19 protein-coding genes and 1 tRNA gene are annotated in these 21,027 nt (G+C 67.4%); 9 read left to right on the top strand and 11 right to left on the bottom strand.

The annotated features are described in order from the left end of the window. Positions 1–188 precede the first annotated feature (188 nt). The 7 genes from ACTZWT_RS17090 to ACTZWT_RS17060 form a co-directional block, all read right to left on the bottom strand. Entirely contained in the window at positions 189–671 is a 483-nt protein-coding gene (locus ACTZWT_RS17090; RefSeq protein WP_444770865.1) for a type II toxin-antitoxin system VapC family toxin, read from the bottom strand. Beyond that, positions 668–910: a type II toxin-antitoxin system Phd/YefM family antitoxin gene (locus ACTZWT_RS17085; RefSeq protein ID WP_322514807.1), complete on the bottom strand. Its 243-nt coding sequence runs from the start codon at positions 908–910 to the stop codon at positions 668–670. Before ACTZWT_RS17085 ends, ACTZWT_RS17090 begins: the two co-directional genes overlap by 4 nt. Before the next feature lie 101 nt (positions 911–1,011). Beyond that, positions 1,012–1,731 carry an AprI/Inh family metalloprotease inhibitor gene (locus tag ACTZWT_RS17080; protein WP_444770864.1) on the bottom strand — a complete coding sequence of 240 codons (720 nt, stop codon included), beginning with the start codon at positions 1,729–1,731 and terminating at the stop codon, positions 1,012–1,014. 1 nt (position 1,732) lies between these two features. After that, positions 1,733–2,719: a 2-hydroxyacid dehydrogenase gene (locus ACTZWT_RS17075; protein ID WP_444770863.1), complete on the bottom strand. Its 987-nt coding sequence runs from the start codon at positions 2,717–2,719 to the stop codon at positions 1,733–1,735. After that, the gene (locus tag ACTZWT_RS17070) at positions 2,719–3,543 is read right to left on the bottom strand and encodes an ABC transporter permease (RefSeq protein ID WP_444770862.1); all 825 of its coding nucleotides are present in this window, start codon (positions 3,541–3,543) and stop codon (positions 2,719–2,721) included. Before ACTZWT_RS17070 ends, ACTZWT_RS17075 begins: the two co-directional genes overlap by 1 nt. Further along, positions 3,540–4,346: an ABC transporter ATP-binding protein gene (locus ACTZWT_RS17065; protein ID WP_444770861.1), complete on the bottom strand. Its 807-nt coding sequence runs from the start codon at positions 4,344–4,346 to the stop codon at positions 3,540–3,542. The genes ACTZWT_RS17070 and ACTZWT_RS17065 overlap by 4 nt, the downstream gene beginning before the upstream one ends. A gap of 10 nt (positions 4,347–4,356) precedes the next feature. Further along, positions 4,357–5,481, bottom strand: coding sequence for an ABC transporter substrate-binding protein (locus ACTZWT_RS17060; RefSeq protein ID WP_444770860.1), 1,125 nt, complete (start codon positions 5,479–5,481; stop codon positions 4,357–4,359). Positions 5,482–5,634: 153 nt separating this feature from the next. Here ACTZWT_RS17060 and ACTZWT_RS17055 point away from each other — a divergent pair, with 153 nt between their 5' ends. The 3 genes from ACTZWT_RS17055 to ACTZWT_RS17045 all read left to right on the top strand — a co-directional run bounded on the left by ACTZWT_RS17055 (position 5,635) and on the right by ACTZWT_RS17045 (position 9,183). After that, entirely contained in the window at positions 5,635–6,447 is an 813-nt protein-coding gene (locus ACTZWT_RS17055) for a creatininase family protein (protein ID WP_444770859.1), read from the top strand. 126 nt (positions 6,448–6,573) lie between these two features. Continuing rightward, the gene (locus tag ACTZWT_RS17050; protein ID WP_322514814.1) at positions 6,574–6,834 is read left to right on the top strand and encodes a hypothetical protein; all 261 of its coding nucleotides are present in this window, start codon (positions 6,574–6,576) and stop codon (positions 6,832–6,834) included. A gap of 390 nt (positions 6,835–7,224) precedes the next feature. Beyond that, positions 7,225–9,183 carry a carbohydrate porin gene (locus ACTZWT_RS17045; protein WP_444770858.1) on the top strand — a complete coding sequence of 653 codons (1,959 nt, stop codon included), beginning with the start codon at positions 7,225–7,227 and terminating at the stop codon, positions 9,181–9,183. A gap of 119 nt (positions 9,184–9,302) precedes the next feature. Here the strand turns inward: ACTZWT_RS17045 and ACTZWT_RS17040 are convergent, their stop codons facing one another. Then, positions 9,303–10,934, bottom strand: a complete 1,632-nt coding sequence (locus ACTZWT_RS17040; protein WP_444770857.1) for an FMN-binding glutamate synthase family protein — start codon at positions 10,932–10,934, stop codon at positions 9,303–9,305. A 216-nt stretch (positions 10,935–11,150) separates the two neighbouring features. Here ACTZWT_RS17040 and ACTZWT_RS17035 point away from each other — a divergent pair, with 216 nt between their 5' ends. The 3 genes from ACTZWT_RS17035 to ACTZWT_RS17025 all read left to right on the top strand — a co-directional run bounded on the left by ACTZWT_RS17035 (position 11,151) and on the right by ACTZWT_RS17025 (position 14,540). Next, positions 11,151–12,137 carry an ATP-grasp domain-containing protein gene (locus ACTZWT_RS17035; protein WP_444770856.1) on the top strand — a complete coding sequence of 329 codons (987 nt, stop codon included), beginning with the start codon at positions 11,151–11,153 and terminating at the stop codon, positions 12,135–12,137. Next, on the top strand, positions 12,138–13,454 hold the full coding sequence (locus ACTZWT_RS17030; RefSeq protein WP_444770855.1) for a bifunctional folylpolyglutamate synthase/dihydrofolate synthase: 1,317 nt from the start codon (positions 12,138–12,140) through the stop codon (positions 13,452–13,454). Between the two features lie 87 nt (positions 13,455–13,541). Continuing rightward, entirely contained in the window at positions 13,542–14,540 is a 999-nt protein-coding gene (locus ACTZWT_RS17025) for an NADP-dependent oxidoreductase (protein WP_444770854.1), read from the top strand. Between the two features lie 171 nt (positions 14,541–14,711). On the opposite strand, the gene ACTZWT_RS17020 is transcribed toward ACTZWT_RS17025, so the two are convergent. The 3 genes from ACTZWT_RS17020 to ACTZWT_RS17010 all read right to left on the bottom strand — a co-directional run bounded on the left by ACTZWT_RS17020 (position 14,712) and on the right by ACTZWT_RS17010 (position 17,561). Beyond that, positions 14,712–14,788, bottom strand: a tRNA-Arg gene (locus ACTZWT_RS17020). Positions 14,789–15,025: 237 nt separating this feature from the next. Next, positions 15,026–16,639 (bottom strand): phosphoenolpyruvate carboxykinase, encoded by a 1,614-nt coding sequence (locus tag ACTZWT_RS17015; protein ID WP_444770853.1) that lies wholly within the window; start codon positions 16,637–16,639, stop codon positions 15,026–15,028. Between the two features lie 187 nt (positions 16,640–16,826). Next, positions 16,827–17,561: a HugZ family pyridoxamine 5'-phosphate oxidase gene (locus ACTZWT_RS17010; RefSeq protein WP_444770972.1), complete on the bottom strand. Its 735-nt coding sequence runs from the start codon at positions 17,559–17,561 to the stop codon at positions 16,827–16,829. Between the two features lie 212 nt (positions 17,562–17,773). Here ACTZWT_RS17010 and ACTZWT_RS17005 point away from each other — a divergent pair, with 212 nt between their 5' ends. From ACTZWT_RS17005 to ACTZWT_RS16995, 3 genes are all read left to right on the top strand, one after another. Continuing rightward, positions 17,774–18,475 (top strand): response regulator transcription factor, encoded by a 702-nt coding sequence (locus ACTZWT_RS17005; RefSeq protein ID WP_011439364.1) that lies wholly within the window; start codon positions 17,774–17,776, stop codon positions 18,473–18,475. 223 nt (positions 18,476–18,698) lie between these two features. Further along, on the top strand, positions 18,699–20,429 hold the full coding sequence (locus tag ACTZWT_RS17000; RefSeq protein WP_444770971.1) for a stimulus-sensing domain-containing protein: 1,731 nt from the start codon (positions 18,699–18,701) through the stop codon (positions 20,427–20,429). Continuing rightward, positions 20,426–20,953: an HPr kinase/phosphorylase gene (locus tag ACTZWT_RS16995; RefSeq protein ID WP_444770852.1), complete on the top strand. Its 528-nt coding sequence runs from the start codon at positions 20,426–20,428 to the stop codon at positions 20,951–20,953. Before ACTZWT_RS17000 ends, ACTZWT_RS16995 begins: the two co-directional genes overlap by 4 nt. The last annotated feature ends 74 nt before the right edge of the window (positions 20,954–21,027 follow it).

Here is a 21,027-nt window from a genome sequence, read left to right as displayed (position 1 = left end):
CGTCGTGTTGACTAATCAAGATGCCAGCACTTCGTCATGCCCGGCCTTGTGCCGGGCATCCACGTCTTGGACCTCACCTCATGCAAGACGTGGATGGCCGGGACGAGCCCGGCCATGACGGTGTTGTTAGTAAGAGAAATGATTGAGCCTGCAGCGCTCATGGTTCGAGACGGCGCTGCGCGACTCACTCACCATGAGGGCGTTGGCGGCTCAGATTCCGGAAGCCCGTCGACCGGATTGAAGCAGCTCACGCCGAGCGGGCGGAAATGACTGATGTTGGCCGTCAACACGGAGAGCGCATGGGCTCGCGCGGACGCTGCGATCAGCACATCGGCGAAGCCGGGATGGACGCCGTTCGCGATCGCCTGGTCTTCGATCGCGCCGGCAATCCGCGCCGTCGCCGCATCGATCGGCAGCAGCCGGTCGCCATAGAGGTCGATCAGTTCGCGCAACCATGCGGACAACGCTTGCGCCCGTGCCGTGCCGCCGGCGTGGGCGAGCTTGCGGCATCCGCGCTCGATCTCGGCCACCGTGATGACCGACAAATGCAGCCGCTCGGCCTCGCCCTGCGCGATCATCCACCGCGCCGTTTGCTCGGCCACCGCTGGGCGATCCGGCGCAAACGCCGACACGATCGAGGTATCGACCAGGAAGCCGGACGGATCGCTCACAGGTCGATCTCGCGGCCCGGTGACGGATTGCGCTCGATCTCTTCAGGAAGGCCCGGAAAGCCCATCAGGAATTCGCCAAAACCCCTGCGGGCCGGGTAGAGCCGCCGTGCGACATCGACGGGGACCACCACGGCAGCCGCCTTGCCGTGCCGCGTGATGGTCACCGGCTCGCCGGCCTCGGCGGCTTCGACCACCGCCGACAGCGTCGCCTTGGCTTCCCTGAGGTTGATCGTTTTCATCGGCGATCTCCGCATGTAGTCTCCTGTGACTACATAATGAAGAACACCAATTCTGCAAGGCCTTACGCACCACCCACGCGCCGGCCTTTGGCCCGCCGCGGTCACTGCCGCAGCATGATCAGCGGGTCGGCGCTGTCGGGGGTCTTGCGCCATTGCGCGTTGTCGTCGGCCTCGAACCGCCAGATCTCGCCGGACGGCGCGATCAGCATCAGTGCGCCGCGCTCCAGCCGCCACATCGTCGGGCCGAAACTCGCGACCGGTGGATCGCAGCGCGGCTTGAGAAAGGCCTCGAAATTGTCCGGCGTGGTCGCCTCGTTGTTGGTCAGCGTCAGGCCGCAGACGACGCGGCCGCTGCCGCGGACCATCGACCAGTCGCCGATCATCTGGTCCATCGATTTGGCGAGCGAGCGCGCCGCGACGAGATTCTGCAGGATGTAGACGCCCTCATTGGCGCGCAGGCCTTCGAAGATGCCGCTCTCGACCTCGGTGAAATCGATCACCGGCGCGCCGGCGGCGCTCTGCAACCGGACGATGTCGAGGCCCTTTACGGTCCAGGATGCGATATCGCTGGTGAAAGGCAGCGCGGCGGCGCAGCCGGGCTCGAGGTCGAGCTTCATGCCCGGCACGCCCCCTTGAAGCCCCCCCTGCTGTCCTTGCGGAGCGGCCTCCGGCTTCAGCGTCACCACGCAGGTCCTGCTGCGCTCGGTGGTCGACAGCTCCCACTGCCCGACCATCGCCTTGGTCAGCGCCGCGGCGTCCTGCGCCGGCGCCGGCGCGGCGCTCAACAGCAACAGCATGGCGGCGGCGACGCAGCGTCTCATCTCAGCGGCCCTTCACCGGGGTTTCGGGGATCGGCGTCAGCGGCGGCTTGCCGTCGAACCACGCCTGGAGATTGTCGACCACGAGCTGATCCATCGCATTGCGGGTCACCACCGAGGCCGAGCCGATATGCGGCAGCAGGATCACGTTCTGCAGCGCGCGCAACTCTTGCGGGACATTCGGCTCGTCGGCGAACACGTCGAGGCCGGCGGCGAGGATCGTGCCGGATTGCAGCGCCGCGATCAGCGCCGGCTCGTCGACCACCGAGCCGCGCGCGACGTTGATCAGCACGCCGCGCGGACCGAGCGCGGCCAGCACCTCGGCGTTGATCAGCTTCGATGTCGAGGCGCCGCCAGGGATGATCACGATCAGCGCGTCGACCTCCGTCGCCATCGCGATCAGGTCGGGATAATGCTTGTAGTTCACGCCCGGCGCCGGCTTGCGCGAATGATACACCACCGGCACCAGCGAGGCGTCGAGCCGCCGCGCGATCGCCTGCCCGATCCGCCCCATGCCGACCATGCCGACGGTGCGGTCGCGCAGCGAGCCCTTGCTGAGCGGATAGGCCTGCGTCGCCCACAGCCCGGAGCGGACGTGGGCGTCGGCGCGGACGAATTCGCGCAATGTCGCGATCAGCAGGCCGAGCGCGGTGTCGGCGACTTCCTCGGTGAGCACGTCGGGCGTGTTGGTGACGACGACGCCGTGCTGCGCCGCCCAAGAGGAATCGATGTGGTCGTAGCCGACGCCGAACGAGGCGATGATCTCGAGCTTCGGATAGCGCGCCAGCATCGCCGCCCGGCTCGGCACCAGGCCGGTGACCGCGACGCCGCGAATCCTGGCCCGAACGTCGTCGCCGAGGCGGTCGAGATCGGCCGGCTGCTCGCATCGGTGCAGGACGTAACGCTGCGGAAAGCCCTCGTTCACCACCGGCTTGTTCGGCCCGTAGATCAGCAGATCGATGGCGTCCGCCGAGCCCGTTTCCCCCGCCATTATTGTTCCTTTCCGAGCGCGCTTTCGTGCCAGCGCCGCAGCAGCAGATGCGACAGCAGCGCCAGCGCCGCATAGATGACAATGCCCGCCGCCGAGAGCAACAGCAAGGCGGCGAACATGCGGGGAATGTTGAGCCGGTAGCCGGACTCCGCGATCCGGTAGGCGAGGCCGGAGCCGGCGCCGGCGGAGCCCGCCGCGATCTCCGCCACCACGGCGCCGATCAGCGACAGCCCGCCGGCGATGCGCAGGCCGCCGAGGATGTAGGGCAGCGCCGCCGGCAGCTTCAGCCGCAGCAGCGTCTGCCAGCGCGAGGCGCCGTACAGCCGGAACAGCCCGGCGAGATTGCGATCGACCGAGTTGAGCCCGAGCGTGGTGTTGGCGAGCACCGGAAAGAACGCGACGATGAAGGCGCAGGCCACGACGGCGGTCTCCTGCGGCAGATAGATCAGCAGCAGCGGCGCGATCGCGATCACCGGGGTCACCTGCAGCACCACCGCATAGGGAAACAGCGAGTACTCCACCCAGCGGGACTGGTTGAACAGCAGCGCCAGCGCGATGCCGCCGACCGCGGCTACGAGAAAGCCCTGCAGCGTGGTCGCCAGCGTGGCGAGCAGCGAGGCCGACAGCACCGGCCAATCGGCCACCAGCGTCTGCGCCACCAGCCCCGGACCCGGCAGGATATAAGGCGGGATCTGATTGAGCCGCACCACCAGATCCCACGCCGCGACGCCGGCGGCGAGCACCACGACCGGCAGCAGCACGCGCAGCAGGCGCGCCGCGCCGAGGCGGACGGGCTGCAATTCGGTCGGCTCGGATTCGCTCATGCGCGCACCTTCGATGCGCCGGTCTCGGCGAGCGCCCGCGAGACCTCGCGGCATTGCGCGGCGTAGTCCGCCGAGGTGCGGAATTCCTCGTTGCGCGGCTCGGGCGCCGCGATCCGGAAATCCGCCGCGATCGTTCCCGGCCGCGGCGACATCACCACGACGCGCTGTGCCAGATACACCGACTCGAACACCGAATGCGTCACGAACAGCACGGTCTTGCCGAGTTCGCGCCACAGCGCCAGGAGATCGTCGTTGAGCCGGAAGCGGGTGATTTCGTCGAGCGCGGCGAACGGCTCGTCCATGAGCAGGATGTCCGGATCGGTCACCAGCGCGCGCGCCAGCGACGCCCGCATCTTCATGCCGCCGGACAGTTCACGCGGATAGGCCTCGGCGAAATCCGACAGATCGACCCGCGCCAGCGCCGCGTCGACGCGGCGGGCGATCTCGGCGGACGGCGCGCGCGCGAGCTTCAGCGGCAGGCCGACATTGCCGCGCACGCTGGTCCACGGCATCAGCGTCGGCTCCTGAAACACGAAGCCGATCGAATGCCCGCGCTGCGACGACGCCGCGGCGACCTCGATGCGGCCGGCGGACGGCTGCGCAAGCCCGGCGATCAGCCGCAACGCGGTCGACTTGCCGCAGCCGGACGGCCCAAGCAGCGCAACGAACTCGCCACGGCCGATGTCGAGATCGATCGGCCCGAGCGCCGGCACGCCGTTGCGATAGGCCTTGGTCACCGCACGCAGCCGGATCGCGGGCGCCAAGGCCGGGCGGGCTGGATCGGACAATGAGGCGACGGCCATCGCGGCGGCGCTACTTCTTCGGCCGCAGATCGACGCCGACGCCCTTGTTGGTGAATTGCAGCGTATAGGCCTGGCGGAAATCCAGATCGCGCTTGATCACGCCGGCGCGCGACATCTTGTCGAAGAAGCTGGCGTAGCGCGCGTCGCTCATCGCGCCGATGCCGCTCTTCACCGCGTCGCCGGAATCGACGATGCCGTGTTCCTTCATCTTGTCGACGCAATAGGCCAGCATCTCGTCGGTCATCTCCGGATTGAGCGACTTGATCATCGCGTTGCCGGCCGAATTGTCGCCGTAGAGGTAGTTGTACCAGCCGATCATCGAGGCATCGACGAAACGCTGGACCATCTCGGGATTCTTGTCGATCAGGTCGCGCCGGGTCTCGATCAGCGTCGAATAGCCGTCGAGGCCGTAATCGGCGAGCAGCAGGACGTTCGGCTTGAACTTCGCCTTCTGCTCGATCACGAACGGCTCGGAAGTGACGTAGCCCTGCATCGCCGAGTTGCGGTCGATGATGAAGGGCTGCGGATTCGAGGTGTAGGGCTTCACCCTGGCTTCGCTGAAGCCGTATTCGGATTTCAGCCACTGGAAGTAGCTGGCGATGCCCTCCTTGGAGACGAACAGCGTCAGCCGCTTCAGATCCTCGAGCTTCTCGACCCTGGATTCCGGATGGCTCAGGAACACCTGCGGGTCGCGCTGGAAGATGGCGGCGATCGCCACCACCGGGACATTGTTGGCGACCGCGTCGAACGATTGCAGCGTATTGGCGGTCATGAAGAAATCGAGCTTGCCGGCGAGCAGCAGCGCGCGGTTGTTGACGTTGGGACCGCCCGGCACGATCGTCACGTCGAGGCCGTAGGCCTTGTAGGTGCCGTCGGCGACCGCCTGGAAGAAACCGCCGTGCTCGCCCTCGGCGACCCAGTTGGTGCCGAACGAGACCTTGTCGAAGCCGCCCTCCGGAACCTTTCGCACCGGCTGCAGCTTCGGCGGCGGCGGCTTCTTCGGCGGCGGAGGCGGCGGGGCGGGCTTTTCGACCGGCTTGGCCGGAGCCGGCGGCGGCGAGGCCATGGCCGGAAACGCCAGCGACGCTGCCACGACGGCCCCGGTTAACGCTCGCAGCAGGAAGGCGGGGGTCATGATTGGACTCCGTCGTTCGTTTTGGCCCATGATGGGAGCAGCGGGGCGGCGCGGTTGGGTCCGGTCGAGGATAGATAGCGAAACAATGCGGGCATTTGAACCATTGATGCGGGCGGACGCCGCACGCCCGGAACGCGCCCGAGTCACGAATTCATGACCACGCTTCCTCCCCGCGACTGGACCGAGATCCGCTGGCCGGAGATCGGCGATGCCGATCCGGCGCGCTGGATCGCGGTGCTGCCGCTCGCCGCCACCGAACAGCACGGCCCGCATCTGCCGCTCGGCACCGATGTGATCATCGCCCAAGCCTATCTGGCGCGGGTGCACGAGCTGTTACCGGCGGAGCTGCCGGCGACGTTCCTGCCGCTGCAGCCGGTCGGGCTGTCGAGCGAGCATCTGTCGTTTCCCGGCACGCTGACGCTGTCGACCGAAACGGCATTGCGGCTGTGGACCGAGATCGGCGACAGCGTTGCGCAGGCCGGCGTGCGCAAGCTGGTGATGGTGACCAGCCATGGCGGCAACAGCGCGGCGATGGGGCTGGTGGCGCAGGAGCTGCGGGCGCGGCACGGCATGCTGGCGGTGACGACCGGATGGGCGCGGTTCGGCCTGCCCGACGGGCTGTTCGCGGCCGACGAGCTGCGCCACGGCATCCATGGCGGCGCGGTCGAGACCTCGATCATGCTGGCGCACGCGCCGCACCTTGTCCGCACCGATCGGATCGCCGATTTCCGCCCGGCCACGCTGGCGATGGAGCAGGACTTCCGCTTTCTGTCGGCGCAGCGGCCGGCGCCGTTCGCCTGGGCGGCGCAGGATCTGCACCCGAGCGGCGCGATCGGCGATGCGACGGCCGCCACCGCCGACAAGGGCCGGCAGGCGCTCGACCACGGCGCCCGCGCCTTCTGCGAGCTGCTGGCCGATGTCGACCGCTTCGACCTCGCAGCACTCGGCGCCGCGCCGCAGGCCTGATCCACGTCCTTCCAGAGTGACCTGGCGCACACGCGCCGCAGCGCCGGCCGAACCGCGCCCTCGATCGCACCGACCACCCTGCATGCGGACCACGACGGGCCGCCTCGCACAGGATGGAGTTGTCAGATGTCGTTCAACAGCAAATTCGCCGCCCTCGCCCTCACCGCGATCGTCGCCGCCGGCGCGCTCGCCACCTCGACCCAGGCGCAGGCCAAGGGTCCCGGCCCGGCCTTCGGCGTCGCCGCCGGCCTGTTCGGCGCCGCGGTGGTCGGCAGCGCGATCGCCGCCGGCAGCCCGTATTACGTGGCCGGCTATCGCCACTGCGTCTGGGTGCCGCAATACAACTACTACGGCGCCTATATCGGCCGGGTCCGGGCCTGCGACTGAGCCGATCCACACGCGTGGAGTTGCGTCCGGCACGGGCGCCTCATCCACCCCGTGTCGGAGGCAGACCCGCCCGGCCGTCCCCCCGGGCGGGTCACTTCGTCGATGCACGACCAACAGTTGCATTCGGATTCCGCGCATCGCGATACCGGATATCTTGGCCGCCCCGTCACACGGGCGTAAAGATCGCGCGGCTAGAGGTCTTCCGGTAAGCGACGACCGCGTGCCCGGCACGGCGGCATGCGCTCGACGCAAACCGGCAAATCAGCCAAACCGTTCCTGGATTTCGTCAGCTTGCGATCCATCAGCGAAGCTGTCCGGCGACTCGCGCGGCCAAGACCGCGCGATATTCATGTGAAGTCTGCAATGATCCATCAGCGACGCTGCGCGACCATGCGCCCAATCGTGACGACCGCGCTGATGCTCGGCGGCCTGGCTCTGCCGCAGGCCGCCTCCGCGGCCGACGCGCTGAAGGCATTGCCCTCCCCGGCCACTAACTGGAGCGGCTTCTATGTCGGCGCCCATGCCGGCTACCTCCGCGGCCACGCCGACGCGGGTTTGCAGGATCCGACCTTCGCGGCGAGCCAGAGCAACGGCTCCGGCGGCGTCACCGCCGGCGCGCAGGCCGGCTACAATGTTCTGACGCGGTCCGGCGTGCTGCTCGGCGTCGAGGCCGACATCTCGTTTCCGAGCTATCTGCCGGCCAATGCGGTGCTGTCGGAATTCGACAATGACGCCTCGACGGCGCAGCAGCACATCGACTTCTACGGCACGCTGCGGGCCCGGCTCGGCGTCACCGCGGGGCGATGGCTCGGCTACGTCACCGGCGGCCTCGCCTATGAGCACGAGCGCTATCTGACCGAACCGGGCGCCGGCAAGGTGCTGAACGGCCGGATCGGCTGGGCCGCGGGCGCGGGCCTGGAATACGGCTTCACGCCGAACTGGAGCGCCCGGATCGAATATCTCTACAGCGACTTCGGCAACGACTCGGTGACGCTGCCGACCGGCGCCCGCTACGACACACAGCTCAAGCTCCAGACGCTGCGCGTCGGCGTCAACCGCCGGATCGACTGGCTCGGCGCGGGCGACACCGCTCCGTTCGCGGCGGTCGCCGATCCGGACTCCGACCGCTGGGAAATCCACGGCCAGACCACCGTGGTCGGCCAGGGCTATCCGTCGTTCCGCGCGCCCTATAGCGGCGCCAATAGTCTCACGCCGAACGCCCAGTTCAAATCGACCTGGAGCTCCGGCCTGTTCGCCAATGTCCGGCTGTGGGACGGCGGCGAATTGTACCTCGGCCCGGAATTCCTGCAGGGCTTCGGGCTCAGCGACACCGTCGGCGTCGCCGGCTTCCCCAATGGCGAGGGGCAGAAGTCCGGCTTCGCCTACCCGCATATCAGCCCGTCGCGGTTCTATCTGCGCCAGACCTTCGGCCTCGGTGGCGAGCAGGAGCAGCTCGCCTCCAGCGCGTCGCAGCTCTCCGGCAAGGCGGACATCTCGCGGCTGACGCTGCAGGTCGGGCGCTTCAGCGTGGTCGACGCGTTCGACGGCAATGCCTACGCGCACGATCCGCGCCGCGACTTCATGAACTGGTCGATCTGGGCCTCCGGCGCGTTCGACTACGCCGCCGACAAGCTCGGCCTCACCTACGGCGCCACCGCCGAACTGAACCAGAAGCAATGGGCGATCCGCGCCGGCTACTTCCTGATGGACGCCGAATCCAACTCGAACAATTTCGACATGAAGCTGTTCGCACGCGGCCAATATGTCGCCGAGTTGGAGACGCGCTACACGCTGTTCGGCCAGCCCGGCAAGCTGCGCACGCTGGCGTTCCTCAACAGCGTCTATGCCGGCAGCTATCGCGAGACGCTGGATAATCCGCTGCTGAACCTCGACATCAGCCAGACGAGGCGCGGCCGCATCAAATACGGCTACGCGCTCAATCTCGAACAGGCGCTGAGCGACGACATCGGCCTGTTCGGGCGCTGGAGCTGGAACGACGGCAAGAACGAGATCATGGCGTTCACCGACATCGACGACAGCCTGTCCGGCGGCGTCTCGATCCGGGGCCTGCGCTGGGGCCGGCCGGACGACGTCATCGGCATCGCCGGCGCGACCAACGGGCTGTCGCGCGACCACCGCGATTTTCTCGCCGCCGGCGGGCTCGGCCCGCTGATCGGCGACGGCGCGCTGAACTATCGCCGCGAGAATCTGCTCGAGACCTACTACGCCTACGCGATCAACCGCGCCTGGACCGCGACGGCCGACTACCAGTTCATCGTCAACCCGGCCTACAACGCCGACCGCGGCCCGGTCTCGGTGTTCACCGCGAGGCTGCACGGCGAGTTTTAGGGGCACCCGTCGCTCATCCTTCGAGGCTCGCTGCGCTCGCACCTCAGGATGACGGGGGTGATTGTCGCGCGCTCAGGATGACGGCCGAGGATCCTTCGCTTTCCTCGCACTGACGAGCATTACACCGCCGCCGCGAAGGTCTCCGCGCGCGCTATCGCCCAGGCGTGCTTGAAGCGGGGGTCGTCGGTGCCGTCGAGCAATTCGCCCGGCCGCAGCGTCGGGTAGAGCTGCGCCAGCGACACCACGTCGGACGACGTGGTCCGCTGCGAAAAATGGATCGGGCGGATGTCCTGCGGATGATCGAGCCCGGCGGCGGCGATCAGCTCGGCCAGCGCGTGCAGCGTGGCGTGGTGATAATTGTAGACGCGGTCGATCTTGTCGGTCACCACCAGCGCGCGATAGCGCGACGGCTCCTGCGTCGTCACGCCGGTCGGGCAGCGGTCGGTGTGGCAGCTCAGCGACTGGATGCAGCCGAGCGCGAACATGAAGCCGCGGCCCGAATTGCACCAGTCGGCGCCGAGCGCCATCGCGCGGGCCATGTCGAACGCCGTGGCGATCTTGCCGGCGGCGGCGATCCGGACGCGGTCGCGCGCGCCGATGCCGATCAGCGCGTTGTGCACGAAGTTGACGCCCTCGCGCATCGGCATGCCGAGATGGTCCATGAACTCCAGCGGCGCGGCCCCGGTGCCGCCCTCCTTGCCGTCGACGACGATGAAGTCCGGATAGATGCCGGTCGCCAGCATCGCCTTGCAGATCGCGAGAAACTCCCAGGTGTGGCCGATGCACAGCTTGAAGCCGGCCGGCTTGCCGCCCGACAGCCGACGCATCTCGGCGATGAAGCGCAGCATCTCGATCGGCGTCGAAAACGCCTTGTGATAGGGCGGCGAGATGCAGTCCTCGTCCATCGCCACGCCGCGGATGCGAGAAATCTCCTCGGAGACTTTCGCCGCCGGCAGCACGCCGCCATGGCCCGGCTTGGCGCCCTGGCTGATTTTCAGCTCCACCATCTTGATCTGGTCGTCGCCGGCGACGCGCGCGAAGGCCTCGGGATCGAACTGGCCGTCGCGGGTGCGGCAGCCGAAGTAACCGGAGCCGATTTCCCAGATCAGGTCGCCGCCGTTCTCCTGATGGTAGGGGCTGACGCCGCCCTCGCCGGTGTCGTGGGCGAAGCCGCCCTTCTTGGCGCCGGCATTCAGCGCCCGAATAGCATTCGGACTGAGCGCGCCGAAACTCATCGCAGAGATGTTGAACACCGAGGCCGAATAGGGCTTGCTGCAATCCGGCCCGCCGATCGTGACGCGGAACTGTTCCTCGGCATGCCGCCGCGGCGCGACCGAATGATGCATCCATTCATAGCCCTGATCGTAGACGTCCCTCTGGGTGCCGAACGGCCGCTTGTCGAGCACCATCTTGGCGCGCTGATAGATCAGGGCGCGGGTGTCGCGGCTGAACGGCTTGCCGTCCTTCTCGCTCTCGAAGAAATACTGCCGCATCTCCGGGCGGATTTCCTCGAGCAGGAACCGCAGATGCGCCGAGATCGGATAGTTGCGCAGCACCGCGTGGTTCTTCTGCAACAGATCGCGGATTCCGAGCAGCGTCAGCGCGGCGAATATCAATGCCAGCGTCAGCAACAGGCCGAACAGCTTGGTGTGATAATCGGCGATCGCGATCGAGGCGAACAGCGCGGTGAGCACCGCACAGATCGTCAGCGCGATGTAGCGCGGCGAGAAAGGAAGCAGGATCGTTTCCATGAATTCCCCGCGAGCCGGACGAAGGGCTCCAGCCTGTTTGTCGTCCGCCGCGAAGCGGACCGTGGCCGCGCCCGCGGGCGCGGGCGAAGTGCGCGTTGTATAGCACGCCGATCGCGGCGCGATAACGGCGGCCGCACGGCTGGATCACACCTCGGTGATCCGCTAGGTTGCGGCCACGAGTCGTTCGGAAACCGCCGCGCGACGAGCGGGGCCCTCATGCCACAGTTGCAGGCTTTTCGACGCGGCAGACCGGGGTTCTATCCCGACCAGGCGATCTACGCCGAATATGCCTGCGCCCGGCTCGGCCTTTCGTTCCGCGAACTGGACGGCGGCACCGGCCTGCTGTTCGGCATCGCCTCGGCGTCCCGTGAAATCTGCTTCGGAGGCGGGCGCTGCTCGTATTATCCGCAGAACGACGCCACCGCGTCGTCGCTGGCGACCGACAAATATCTTGCCAATGCGCTGCTGCAGCGCGCCGGGCTGGCGACGCTCGGCGGGCGCTACTTCTTCCTGCACGAGCGGCACCGCGCGCTGCGTCCGCCCGGGCATGAACGCGGCGACGCGCAGGACTATCTCGAAGCCCTCGGCGGCCGCGCCTTCGCCAAGCCGCTGACCGGATCGCGCGGCGACTTCGCGCGGCCGATCGCGAGCGCCGCGGCGCTGACGTCGTATCTCGACGAGGTCGCGCGCAGCTACGATTCCGTGCTGATCCAGCCTATCGCATCCGGCCATGAATATCGCGTCTTCGTGGTCGACGGCGAGGCGCTCTACACCGCGCGGAAGCGACCGCCGTTCGTGATCGGGGACGGCGTTCACAGCCTGCGCGATCTGCTGCGCGATCACGATCGCGCGCTGCGCGAGCGTGGCCTCTCGGACGCGGCCACCGACGATGCCGCATTCGACACGGTGCCGGCGGACGGCGAACTGCGCGAGATCGAGGGGCGGATGAATCTCAGCGCCGGCGGCGCGATGACGATGGAGGGCGCCGGCGCGCGGGCGATCGCGGCGGCCACGGCGGCGGTGCGCGCGCTCGGGCTGCGGCTCGGCGCGGTCGATCTGTTCGTCGATCCGGAGCGGCGCGACGTCGTGCAAGTGATCGAGGTGAATTCCAATCCGGCGATCCGTTTTCTGGAAAGCTGCGGCCGCGACGATCTGATTCTCGCGATCTGGCGGCATACGTTCACGACGACGGGACTGTTGTAGATGTTCGACCTGCCGAAATACGGCGAAGGGATCTGTCTGGCGCGGCTCGCAGCGCTGCTCGAACGGCTCGGCATCGACCGCGCCCGGCTGCAGCGCGTCGCGATTGCGGTGTGCGGCTCCAACGGCAAGGGCTCGACGGCGGCGTTCACGGCGAGCATCGGCCGTGCCTACGGCCTGCGCACCGGGCTGTTCACCTCGCCGCATCTGATGCGCTTCAACGAGCGCTTCCAGATCGACGGCGTGCCGATCCCCGACGCTGACTTGACGCCGCTGCTCGAACGCGTGGCGACCGCGGTGGCCGAGATCTCGGCCGCGCGCGGCGAGCAATTCGGCGCGTTCGAGGCGCAGTTCGCGCTGGCCTGCGTGTACTTCCAGCAGCAGCATTGCGATCTCGTGGTGTGCGAGGCCGGGATCGGCGGCCGCTACGATCCGGTCCGGCTGCTCGGCGCGCGCGTGAGCTGCGTCACCTCGGTCGATCTCGAACATGTCGGCCTGCTCGGCGGCTCGCTGGAACTGATCGCCTCCGACAAGAGCGACGCCTGCGCGGCGGGCGGCACCATCGTGTATGGCGAGAACTGCCGGCCGTTGCGCGATCACCTCGACGAGTACATCCGCAATCGCGACATCGCCGCGCTGTATGTGCGCGACGAGATCGGCGTCGAAGCCGAGGCCCTGGTCGACGCCAAGCAGCGCTTCGATCTGCGGCTCGGCGACACCGACTACATGGCGCTAGAAACCACGCTGCTCGGCGCGTTCCAGATCAACAATGCGGCGATCGCCGCGACGCTGTTCGCGTCGTGGCTGAAGCAACCGCAGCCGGCACGCGATTCCGCGCGACTCGACGCCGCGATCCGCAACGGGCTGTCCGAGGCCCGCTGGCCGGGGCGGCTGGAGGCGATCAGCACGCAACCGCTGACGGTGATCGATGTCGGCCACACCCCCGACGGCATCCGCCAGGCGCTCGCCGGACTCCACGCCGCGCATGGCGACAGCGGCTGGATCCTGGTGCTCGGCGTGTCGCGCGACAAGGCGGCGGGCGAGATCGTGTCGGCACTGGCGCCGATGTTCGACACCATCGTCTGCAGCGCCGCGCATCACAAGGGCGCGCCGGCCGAAGTGATCGCCGAGGCCGCGCGCGCGGCCAATCCGCGCGCCGGGATTCATACGGCTGCGACCGTCGCCGATGCGGTGCAACAGGCGCGCGCGCTGGCCGAGCGGCTCGGCGCGCGGATCTACGTCGCCGGCGGGCTGTTTCTCGCGATCGAATTCGCCACGGTGCTGCGCGGCGGCCGCGCCGAGGAGCTGCGGTTCTTCTGACGCCCGATTTGAACGTTGCGCATGGCGGCGGCGCCGATTAGCGTCCGCCGCCAACCCGACAACAACACTGCAATCAGGGAGAGACATATGACCGCCGTCAACCGCCAGGTGCTGCTGATCGAGAAGCCGAAGGAGAAGCTCGGGCCCGAGCATTTCCGCATGGCGGAAGCAGCGGTGCCGGAGCCGAAGGACGGCGAGGCGCTGGTGCGCGTGCGCTACATCTCGCTCGACGCCGCCAACCGCGCATGGATGCAGGGCGCGACCTATCGGGCCGCGGTCGAGACCGACAGCGTGATGCCCGGCGGCGGCATCGCCGAAGTGGTGAGTTCGAAGGCCGAAGGACTGTCGCCCGGCGACATCGTGTTCGGCGACACCGGCTGGCAGGACTACGCGGCGCTGCCGGCCAAGCATCTCACCAAATTGCCGAAGGTCGAGCCGCTGACGCATCTGCTCAGCGTCTACGGCATCGCCGGCCTCACCGCCTATTTCGGCCTGCTCGACATCGGCAAGCCGCGCGCCGGCGAAACCGTGGTGGTGTCGGCCGCGGCCGGATCAGTGGGCTCGATCGTCGGCCAGATTGCCAAGATCAAGGGCTGCCGCGTCGTCGGCATCGCCGGCGGCAAGGCGAAGTGCGACTGGCTGGTGAACGAGCTCGGCTTCGATGCCGCCGTCGACTACAAGGACGGCGCGCTGTTCAAGGCGCTGCGCGCCGCGGCCCCCAAAGGCATCGACGTGTATTTCGACAATGTCGGCGGCGACATTCTCGAAGCGTGCCTGGCGCAGATGAATCTCAAGGGCCGGATCGCCTGCTGCGGCGCGGTCTCGCAATACGACCGCACGCCGTCCGCCACCGGCCCGCGCGGCATCCCCGGCCTGATCGTGGTGAAGCGGCTGATCATGCAGGGCTTCATCGTGATGGACTACATGGACCAGCGCGACGAGGCGGTCGCCAAGCTGCAGGGCTGGGTCGAAAGCGGCAAGCTCAAGGTGCAGGAAGACGTCATCGACGGGCTGGAGAACACCCCGGCCGCGCTGATCGGCCTGCTGGCGGGGGAGAACAGGGGCAAGCGGATGGTGCGGGTGTGAGCTGAGGCTTGCACCGAGCTATCAACCCGTCATGGCCGGGCTCCGTCCCGACCATCTACGTTTTCGGCCTCCGCCAGCGCTGCAGCGCGTGGATGCCCGGGACGAGCCCGGGCATGACGAGTCATATTGAAACGGCTTGTCTCGAAAACGAGTCGGGCGCGCAGGGCGCGTTGGCGATCCCGGGATGACTCGAACATCCGACCTACGGTTTAGGAAACCGCCGCTCTATCCGGCTGAGCTACGGGACCGGCCGGCCGCGGCGTGCCGCGGGCGTCGGGAATCCACATAGCAGAGGGGGCGGCGGATCGCCACCCCCCGGAAACAGCGATCGGGCAGCGGCAAGACGTCCGGAATGCTCGGCGTCCGGAATGATTGCGCCCAGAATGCTCGGCGCGAGGGTGCGGCTCCCAAACGAAAAGGGCGGCCCCGCGGGACCGCCCTTCGTCACTCTCATCGCGGCGGCGAACTCACCGCCGCAGTGAAGCTTACTCGGCCGCCATCTTGACGTCGGGCGCGGCGGCGAGGACTTCGGCGTCGACCTGCGCTTCGAACTTGGCGAAGTTCTTCTGGAACATGCCGACCAGTTTTCGCGCGGTGGCGTCGAACGCGGCCTTGTCGGCCCAGGTCTTGACCGGCTCGAGCAGTTCGCTCGGCACGCCCGGCAGCGCGGTCGGGACCGCGAAGCCGAAATACGGGTCGGTGCGGAATTCGGCGTTGCGCAAGGAGCCGTCGAGCGCCGCGGTCAACAGCGCGCGCGTCACCTTGATCGGCATGCGGTGGCCGGTGCCGTAGATGCCGCCGGTCCAGCCGGTGTTGACCAGCCAGCAATCGACATCATGCTTGGCGATCAGCTCGCGCAGCATGTTGCCGTAGACCGACGGATCGCGCGGCAGGAACGGCGAGCCGAAGCAGGTCGAGAATTCCGGCTCGGGCTCGGTGACGCCACGCTCGGTGCCGGCGACCTTGGCGGTGTAGCCGGACAGGAAGTGATACATCGCCTGCGCCGGGGTCAGCTTGGCGATCGGCGGCATCACGCCGAAGGCGTCGGCGGCGAGCATCACCACGTTCTTCGGCTGGCCGGCGCGGCCGGTCAGCGACGCGTTCGGGATCGATTCCAGCGGATAGGCGGACCGGGTGTTCTCGGTCTTGGAGCCGTCGTCGAAATCCGGCTTGCGGGTGACTTCGTCGAGCACGACGTTTTCGAGCACCGCGCCGAACCGCGACGACGCGGCGAAGATCTCGGGCTCGGCCTCGGGCGACAGCTTGATGCACTTGGCGTAGCAGCCGCCTTCGAAGTTGAAGACGCCGTCCTTGCCCCAGCCGTGCTCGTCGTCGCCGATCAAAGTGCGGTTCGGGTCGGCCGACAGCGTGGTCTTGCCGGTGCCGGACAGGCCGAAGAAGATCGCGGTGTCGCCCTGCGGGCCGACATTGGCCGAGCAGTGCATCGGCAGCACGCCCTTCTCGGGCAGATAGTAGTTCAGCGTGGTGAACACGCTCTTCTTCATTTCGCCGGCGTATTGGGTGCCGCCGATCAGCACGATCTTGCGGGCGAAGTCGATCGCCACGACGTTCTCGGAGCGGCAGCCGTGGCGCTTGGGATCGGCGCGGAAGCTCGGCAGATCGATCAGCGTCAGCTCGGGAACGAAGCTCTCGAGCGCGGCGCGGTCGGGACGGCGCAGCAGCGTGCGGATGAACAGCGAATGCCAGGCCAGCTCGGTGAACACGCGAGTCTTGATCTGGAACGACGGATCGGCGCCGCCGTACAGATCCTGCGCGAACAGCGTCATGCCTTCGGCGTGCTTCAGGAAGTCCTGATACAGCGTCTCGAACTGATCGGCGGTGATCGACTGGTTGCCGCCCCACCACATCGTGGTCTCGGTGGTGGCGTCGCGGACCGTGAATTTGTCCTTCGGGCTGCGGCCGGTGAACTCGCCGGTGTCGGCGCAGAGCGCACCGTCGGCCGACAGCACGGCTTCGCCGTTCTTCAGCGCATGCTCGTAGAGCTGCGGAGCGGCGAAATTCCAGTACACGCCGTTGAGATTTTTAAGTCCGAATTTGTCGGCGCCATGAGCACCGTTATGCACGCCCGTCTCTTGCACGAATGAATCCTCCTCGAGTCCGCGTTGTCCCGATCGCGCGATTGCCGCCAATGCGCTTCAGCCCGCGGTAAACGACAATATATACCGCCTAGGTCCAGTGGGGCGACTGAATAGTGGCGAACCTCGGCTTTGCCAACCCGGGCGGCAGTATTTGGTTTACCGCCGGAAGACATTGCGCTGGCTCAAGTCATGCGGCGTCCCGGGCGATGTCTGCCATGCGTTTGAGCATGTGCCGCAGCGCCGCTGCGGTCGTCACCCGCTCCGGAAACCGCAACCGCAGTGTGGTCCGGGCGGCCTGCAGATCGATCCCCTCGGGGTCGATCCCGGTACAGCGCCAGTCGGCCGACGCGGCGCCGAGCAGCCGGGTCGCATAAAGATTCATCGTGCCCAAATGATCCGCATTCATGTGCTCGACCGCGGAAGCCTCGGACTCCAGCAGATCCTCTGCGCCGCCGAGATCGGTCAGATAGTCCGGCGGCGCGAGATCGACGATGCGGCCGAAGCCCGCGACCAGATGCGCGCCGCTGCTTTCGATCCGGAACAGCGAGAAATCGGTAAAATCGATATAGTCGGCCGCGCCGGGGTGGGCGGCGAGATAGCGCCGGCGGAACTGCGGAACGTCGGCCGGATCGGCCTCGGCGGCGACGCCGAGCAGCATGATCCGGGCGCCCTCCAGCGGGTCGCCCTCGGCGCGCTCGTCGAGCATCAGCGACACCCGCGGGTCGGCCAGCAGGTTCCGGGTGTGCACAGCCAGGCGGGAAATCAGCAGGATCGGCGAGCCGTCCGGCGCGCTGGCGAGGTTGACCAGCGAGCAATAGGGATCGCCGCTGCCGCGCAGCAGGGTGGCCAGCGCCCCCTCCCGACGGCGGCGGAGGAGCGACTTGGCGACCAATCCCGCATCGAATTCGGCCGTCGGCTGCATGGGGAAAATTCCGTCAATTGACTGCCGGATGGGGCTTTGATGCCCAGAAACCGGGCTTATATCACGCCTGATTGCGTCGCGTTCCCGAGATTTGGCAACCGGCCACATTTCAGCCCAGCTTGCATTGCTCGTTGACTGTGCTTTTTGGGCAACCTGAACCACGGATCGCCGAATCGTTCGCGGTCTCGCCACGCCGTTTCGGAAAGAGCTACATGCCAACAATCGCCCTGGTCGACGACGACCGCAACATCCTCACATCCGTTTCGATCGCTCTGGAAGCCGAGGGCTACCGGATCATGACCTACACGGATGGCGCGTCTGCGCTCGACGGATTCCGCACCTCGCCGCCCGACCTCGCCATCCTCGATATCAAGATGCCGCGGATGGACGGCATGGAAACGCTGCGGCGGCTGCGGCAGAAATCCGACCTGCCGGTGATCTTCCTCACCTCGAAGGACGAGGAGATCGACGAATTGTTCGGCCTCAAGATGGGCGCCGACGATTTCATCCGCAAACCGTTCTCGCAGCGTCTGCTGGTCGAGCGCGTCAAGGCGGTGCTGCGGCGGTCGGCGCCGAAGGATCCGGCTGCTGCGCCGAAGGAGACCGACGCCAAGGCGCTGGATCGCGGCCTGCTGCGGATGGATCCGGAGCGTCACACCTGCACCTGGAAGAACGAGCCGGTGACGCTGACCGTCACCGAATTCCTGATCCTGCAGGCGCTGGCGACCCGTCCCGGCGTGGTGAAGAGCCGCAACGCGCTGATGGACGCCGCCTATGACGACCAGGTCTATGTCGACGACCGCACCATCGACAGCCACATCAAGCGGCTGCGCAAGAAGTTCAAGGTGGTCGACGACGATTTCGAGATGATCGAGACGCTCTACGGCGTCGGCTATCGTTTCAAGGAAACCTGAACGGCGCACCGGCCCGCAGGCGCATCGGCGCCTGACGGCGCCGCCGCATTGCGATATGCTGGCGCATGATCCCGAAAAAGGGGATACCGGTTTTCGGAGAAGATCATGCGCCGACGAGAATTGCTCATCGCCAATCATCGGGCAGGCTTGGCCATTGCTGGATCGCACCGCGGCTGATCAGGAAGTCCGCGACGGGGACGACGCCGCCGCGCCGGACGAGGCTGTGGCGCAGGCCCGGCCATGGTCGCGGCCGCTCGCCTGGGTGCGGCGCGCCGGGCAGTTCTTCTTCACCCTGAGCTTCTCCAGCCTGACGCGGCGGATCCTGTCGCTCAACCTCGCCGGCCTGATGGCGCTGTCGGCGAGCATTCTGTATTTGTCGCAGTTCCGGGCCGGCCTGATCGACGCCCGCGCGCAGAGCCTGCTGGTACAGGCGGAAATCATCGCCGGCGCGATCGCCGCCTCGGCCACCGTCGAAACCAACACCATCACCATCGACCCGGACCGGCTGCTCGATCTCAAGCCCGGCGAGACCTACGGCCCGCCGGACGAATTCGCGGTGCTCGATTTCCCGATCAATCCCGAGCGCGTCGCGCCGGTGCTGCGGCGGCTGATCTCGCCGACCAAGACGCGGGCGCGGATCTATGACCGCGATGGCGTGCTGATCCTCGACAGCCGCAGCCTGTACGGCCGCGGCGACGTGATGCGCTTCGAACTGCCGCCGCCGACCGCGGAAAAGCCCGGCATCGTCGAACGCGCGATGATCGCGGTCCGCACCTGGTTCAATCGCGGCGACCTGCCGCTGTATCGCGAACTCGGGCCCGAAAACGGCAACGGCTACCAGGAGGTCGCCGATTCGCTGAAGGGCCAGAAGAATTCGATGGTGCGGATCAACGAGCGCGGCGAAGTGATCGTCTCGGTCGCGGTGCCGGTGCAGCGCTTCCGCGCCATCCACGGCGCGCTGATGCTGTCGACCCAGGGCGACGACATCGACCAGATGGTGACCGCCGAGCGGCTGGCGATCCTGAAGATCTTCGGGCTCGCGGCGATGGTGATGTTCGTGCTGTCGGTGCTGCTGGCCTCGACCATCGCGGGCCCGGTGCGCAGGCTCGCCGACGCCGCCGAGCGGGTCCGGCGCCGCATCCGCGCCCGCGTCGAAATTCCCGACTTCACCACAAGGCGCGACGAGATCGGGCATCTGTCCGGCGCGCTGCGCGAAATGACGGATTCGCTGTACAACCGCATCGAGGCGATCGAGGCGTTCGCCGCCGACGTCAGCCACGAATTGAAGAATCCGCTGACCTCGCTGCGCTCCGCGGTCGAAACATTGCCGCTGGCGAAGAACGACAAGAGCCGCGCCCGCCTGCTCGCGGTGATCGAGCACGACGTGAAGCGGCTCGACCGGCTGATCTCGGACATCTCGGATGCCAGCCGCCTCGACGCCGAATTGCAGCGTCAGGACGCCGCCCCGGTCGATCTGCGCCGGCTGCTGACGACGCTGACGCTGGTCGCCAACGAAACCCGCCTCGGCAATATCGCGATGGTCGAGGTGCGGTTCGAGGGGCCGGCGAACGATTCGTTCTCGGTGCCCGGCCATGATTCGCGGCTCGGCCAGGTGATCTCCAATTTGCTGTCCAACGCGCAGTCGTTCTCGCGCGAGGGCGGCCGCGTCCAGATCGTCTGCCGCCGACGCAAGACCGAGATCGAGATCGTGGTCGACGACGAGGGCCCGGGTATCCGCGACGACGCCTTCGACAAGATCTTCGAGCGCTTCTACACCGACCGGCCGCATCAGGGCTTCGGCCAGAATTCCGGGCTCGGCTTGTCGATCTCCAAGCAGATCGTCGAGGCCCATGGCGGCAAGATCCGCGCCGAGAACCGCCCCGGCCCGCGCGACGCCGACGGCGAGCCGACGGTCTCAGGGGCGCGCTTCGTGGTCCGGCTGCCCTCGACATGAGTGCGGCGGGCGCGCCAAGCGTTCACGCCTCGGCCGTCAAGGTCGGCGACCGGGCGTTGCTGATCCGCGGCCCCTCCGGCTCCGGCAAGTCCCGCCTCGCCTTCGGGCTGATCGTCGCAGGACGGGCGCGACAGATCCCCCCGGTGGAACTGATCGGCGACGATCGTGTCTTTCTGGAGCAGCGCGACGGCCGGCTCTGGGTTCGCCCGGTCCCGGAAATCGCCGGAATGATCGAGGTCAGGGGCCTCGGCCTCCGCCGCGTTCCGACTGCGCCGGAGGCTATGGTCGGCCTGGTCGTCGACCTCGCCGCAGATGATGCCGCGCGCCTTCCGGAAGCCGTATCGATGAGTGTGACAGTGCAGGGCGTCGAATTGCCGCGGGTACCGGTAGGCGAAGCCTACGATCCGCTACCTCTGGTGGTGGCAGCGTTCACCACCACCGATGCCGTTACCGCTGCCACACAGTTGGACGATTGCTGGAAGGATTTTTGTAACCATATGAGCCACACAATCGTCACTGAATAGACCGGCCCCGGTTCCCGATTTGCCCCTGTCTTCGAGGGAGAATCGCGAGAACCCCCTTGCATAGGGGCTCTGGA

The organism is Rhodopseudomonas sp. NSM (assembly GCF_052445935.1).
Classification (GTDB): Bacteria; Pseudomonadota; Alphaproteobacteria; order Rhizobiales; family Xanthobacteraceae; genus Rhodopseudomonas.
The sequence above is the reverse complement of the archived record's forward strand: the minus strand, read 5'-3'. Positions and strand labels throughout refer to the sequence as shown.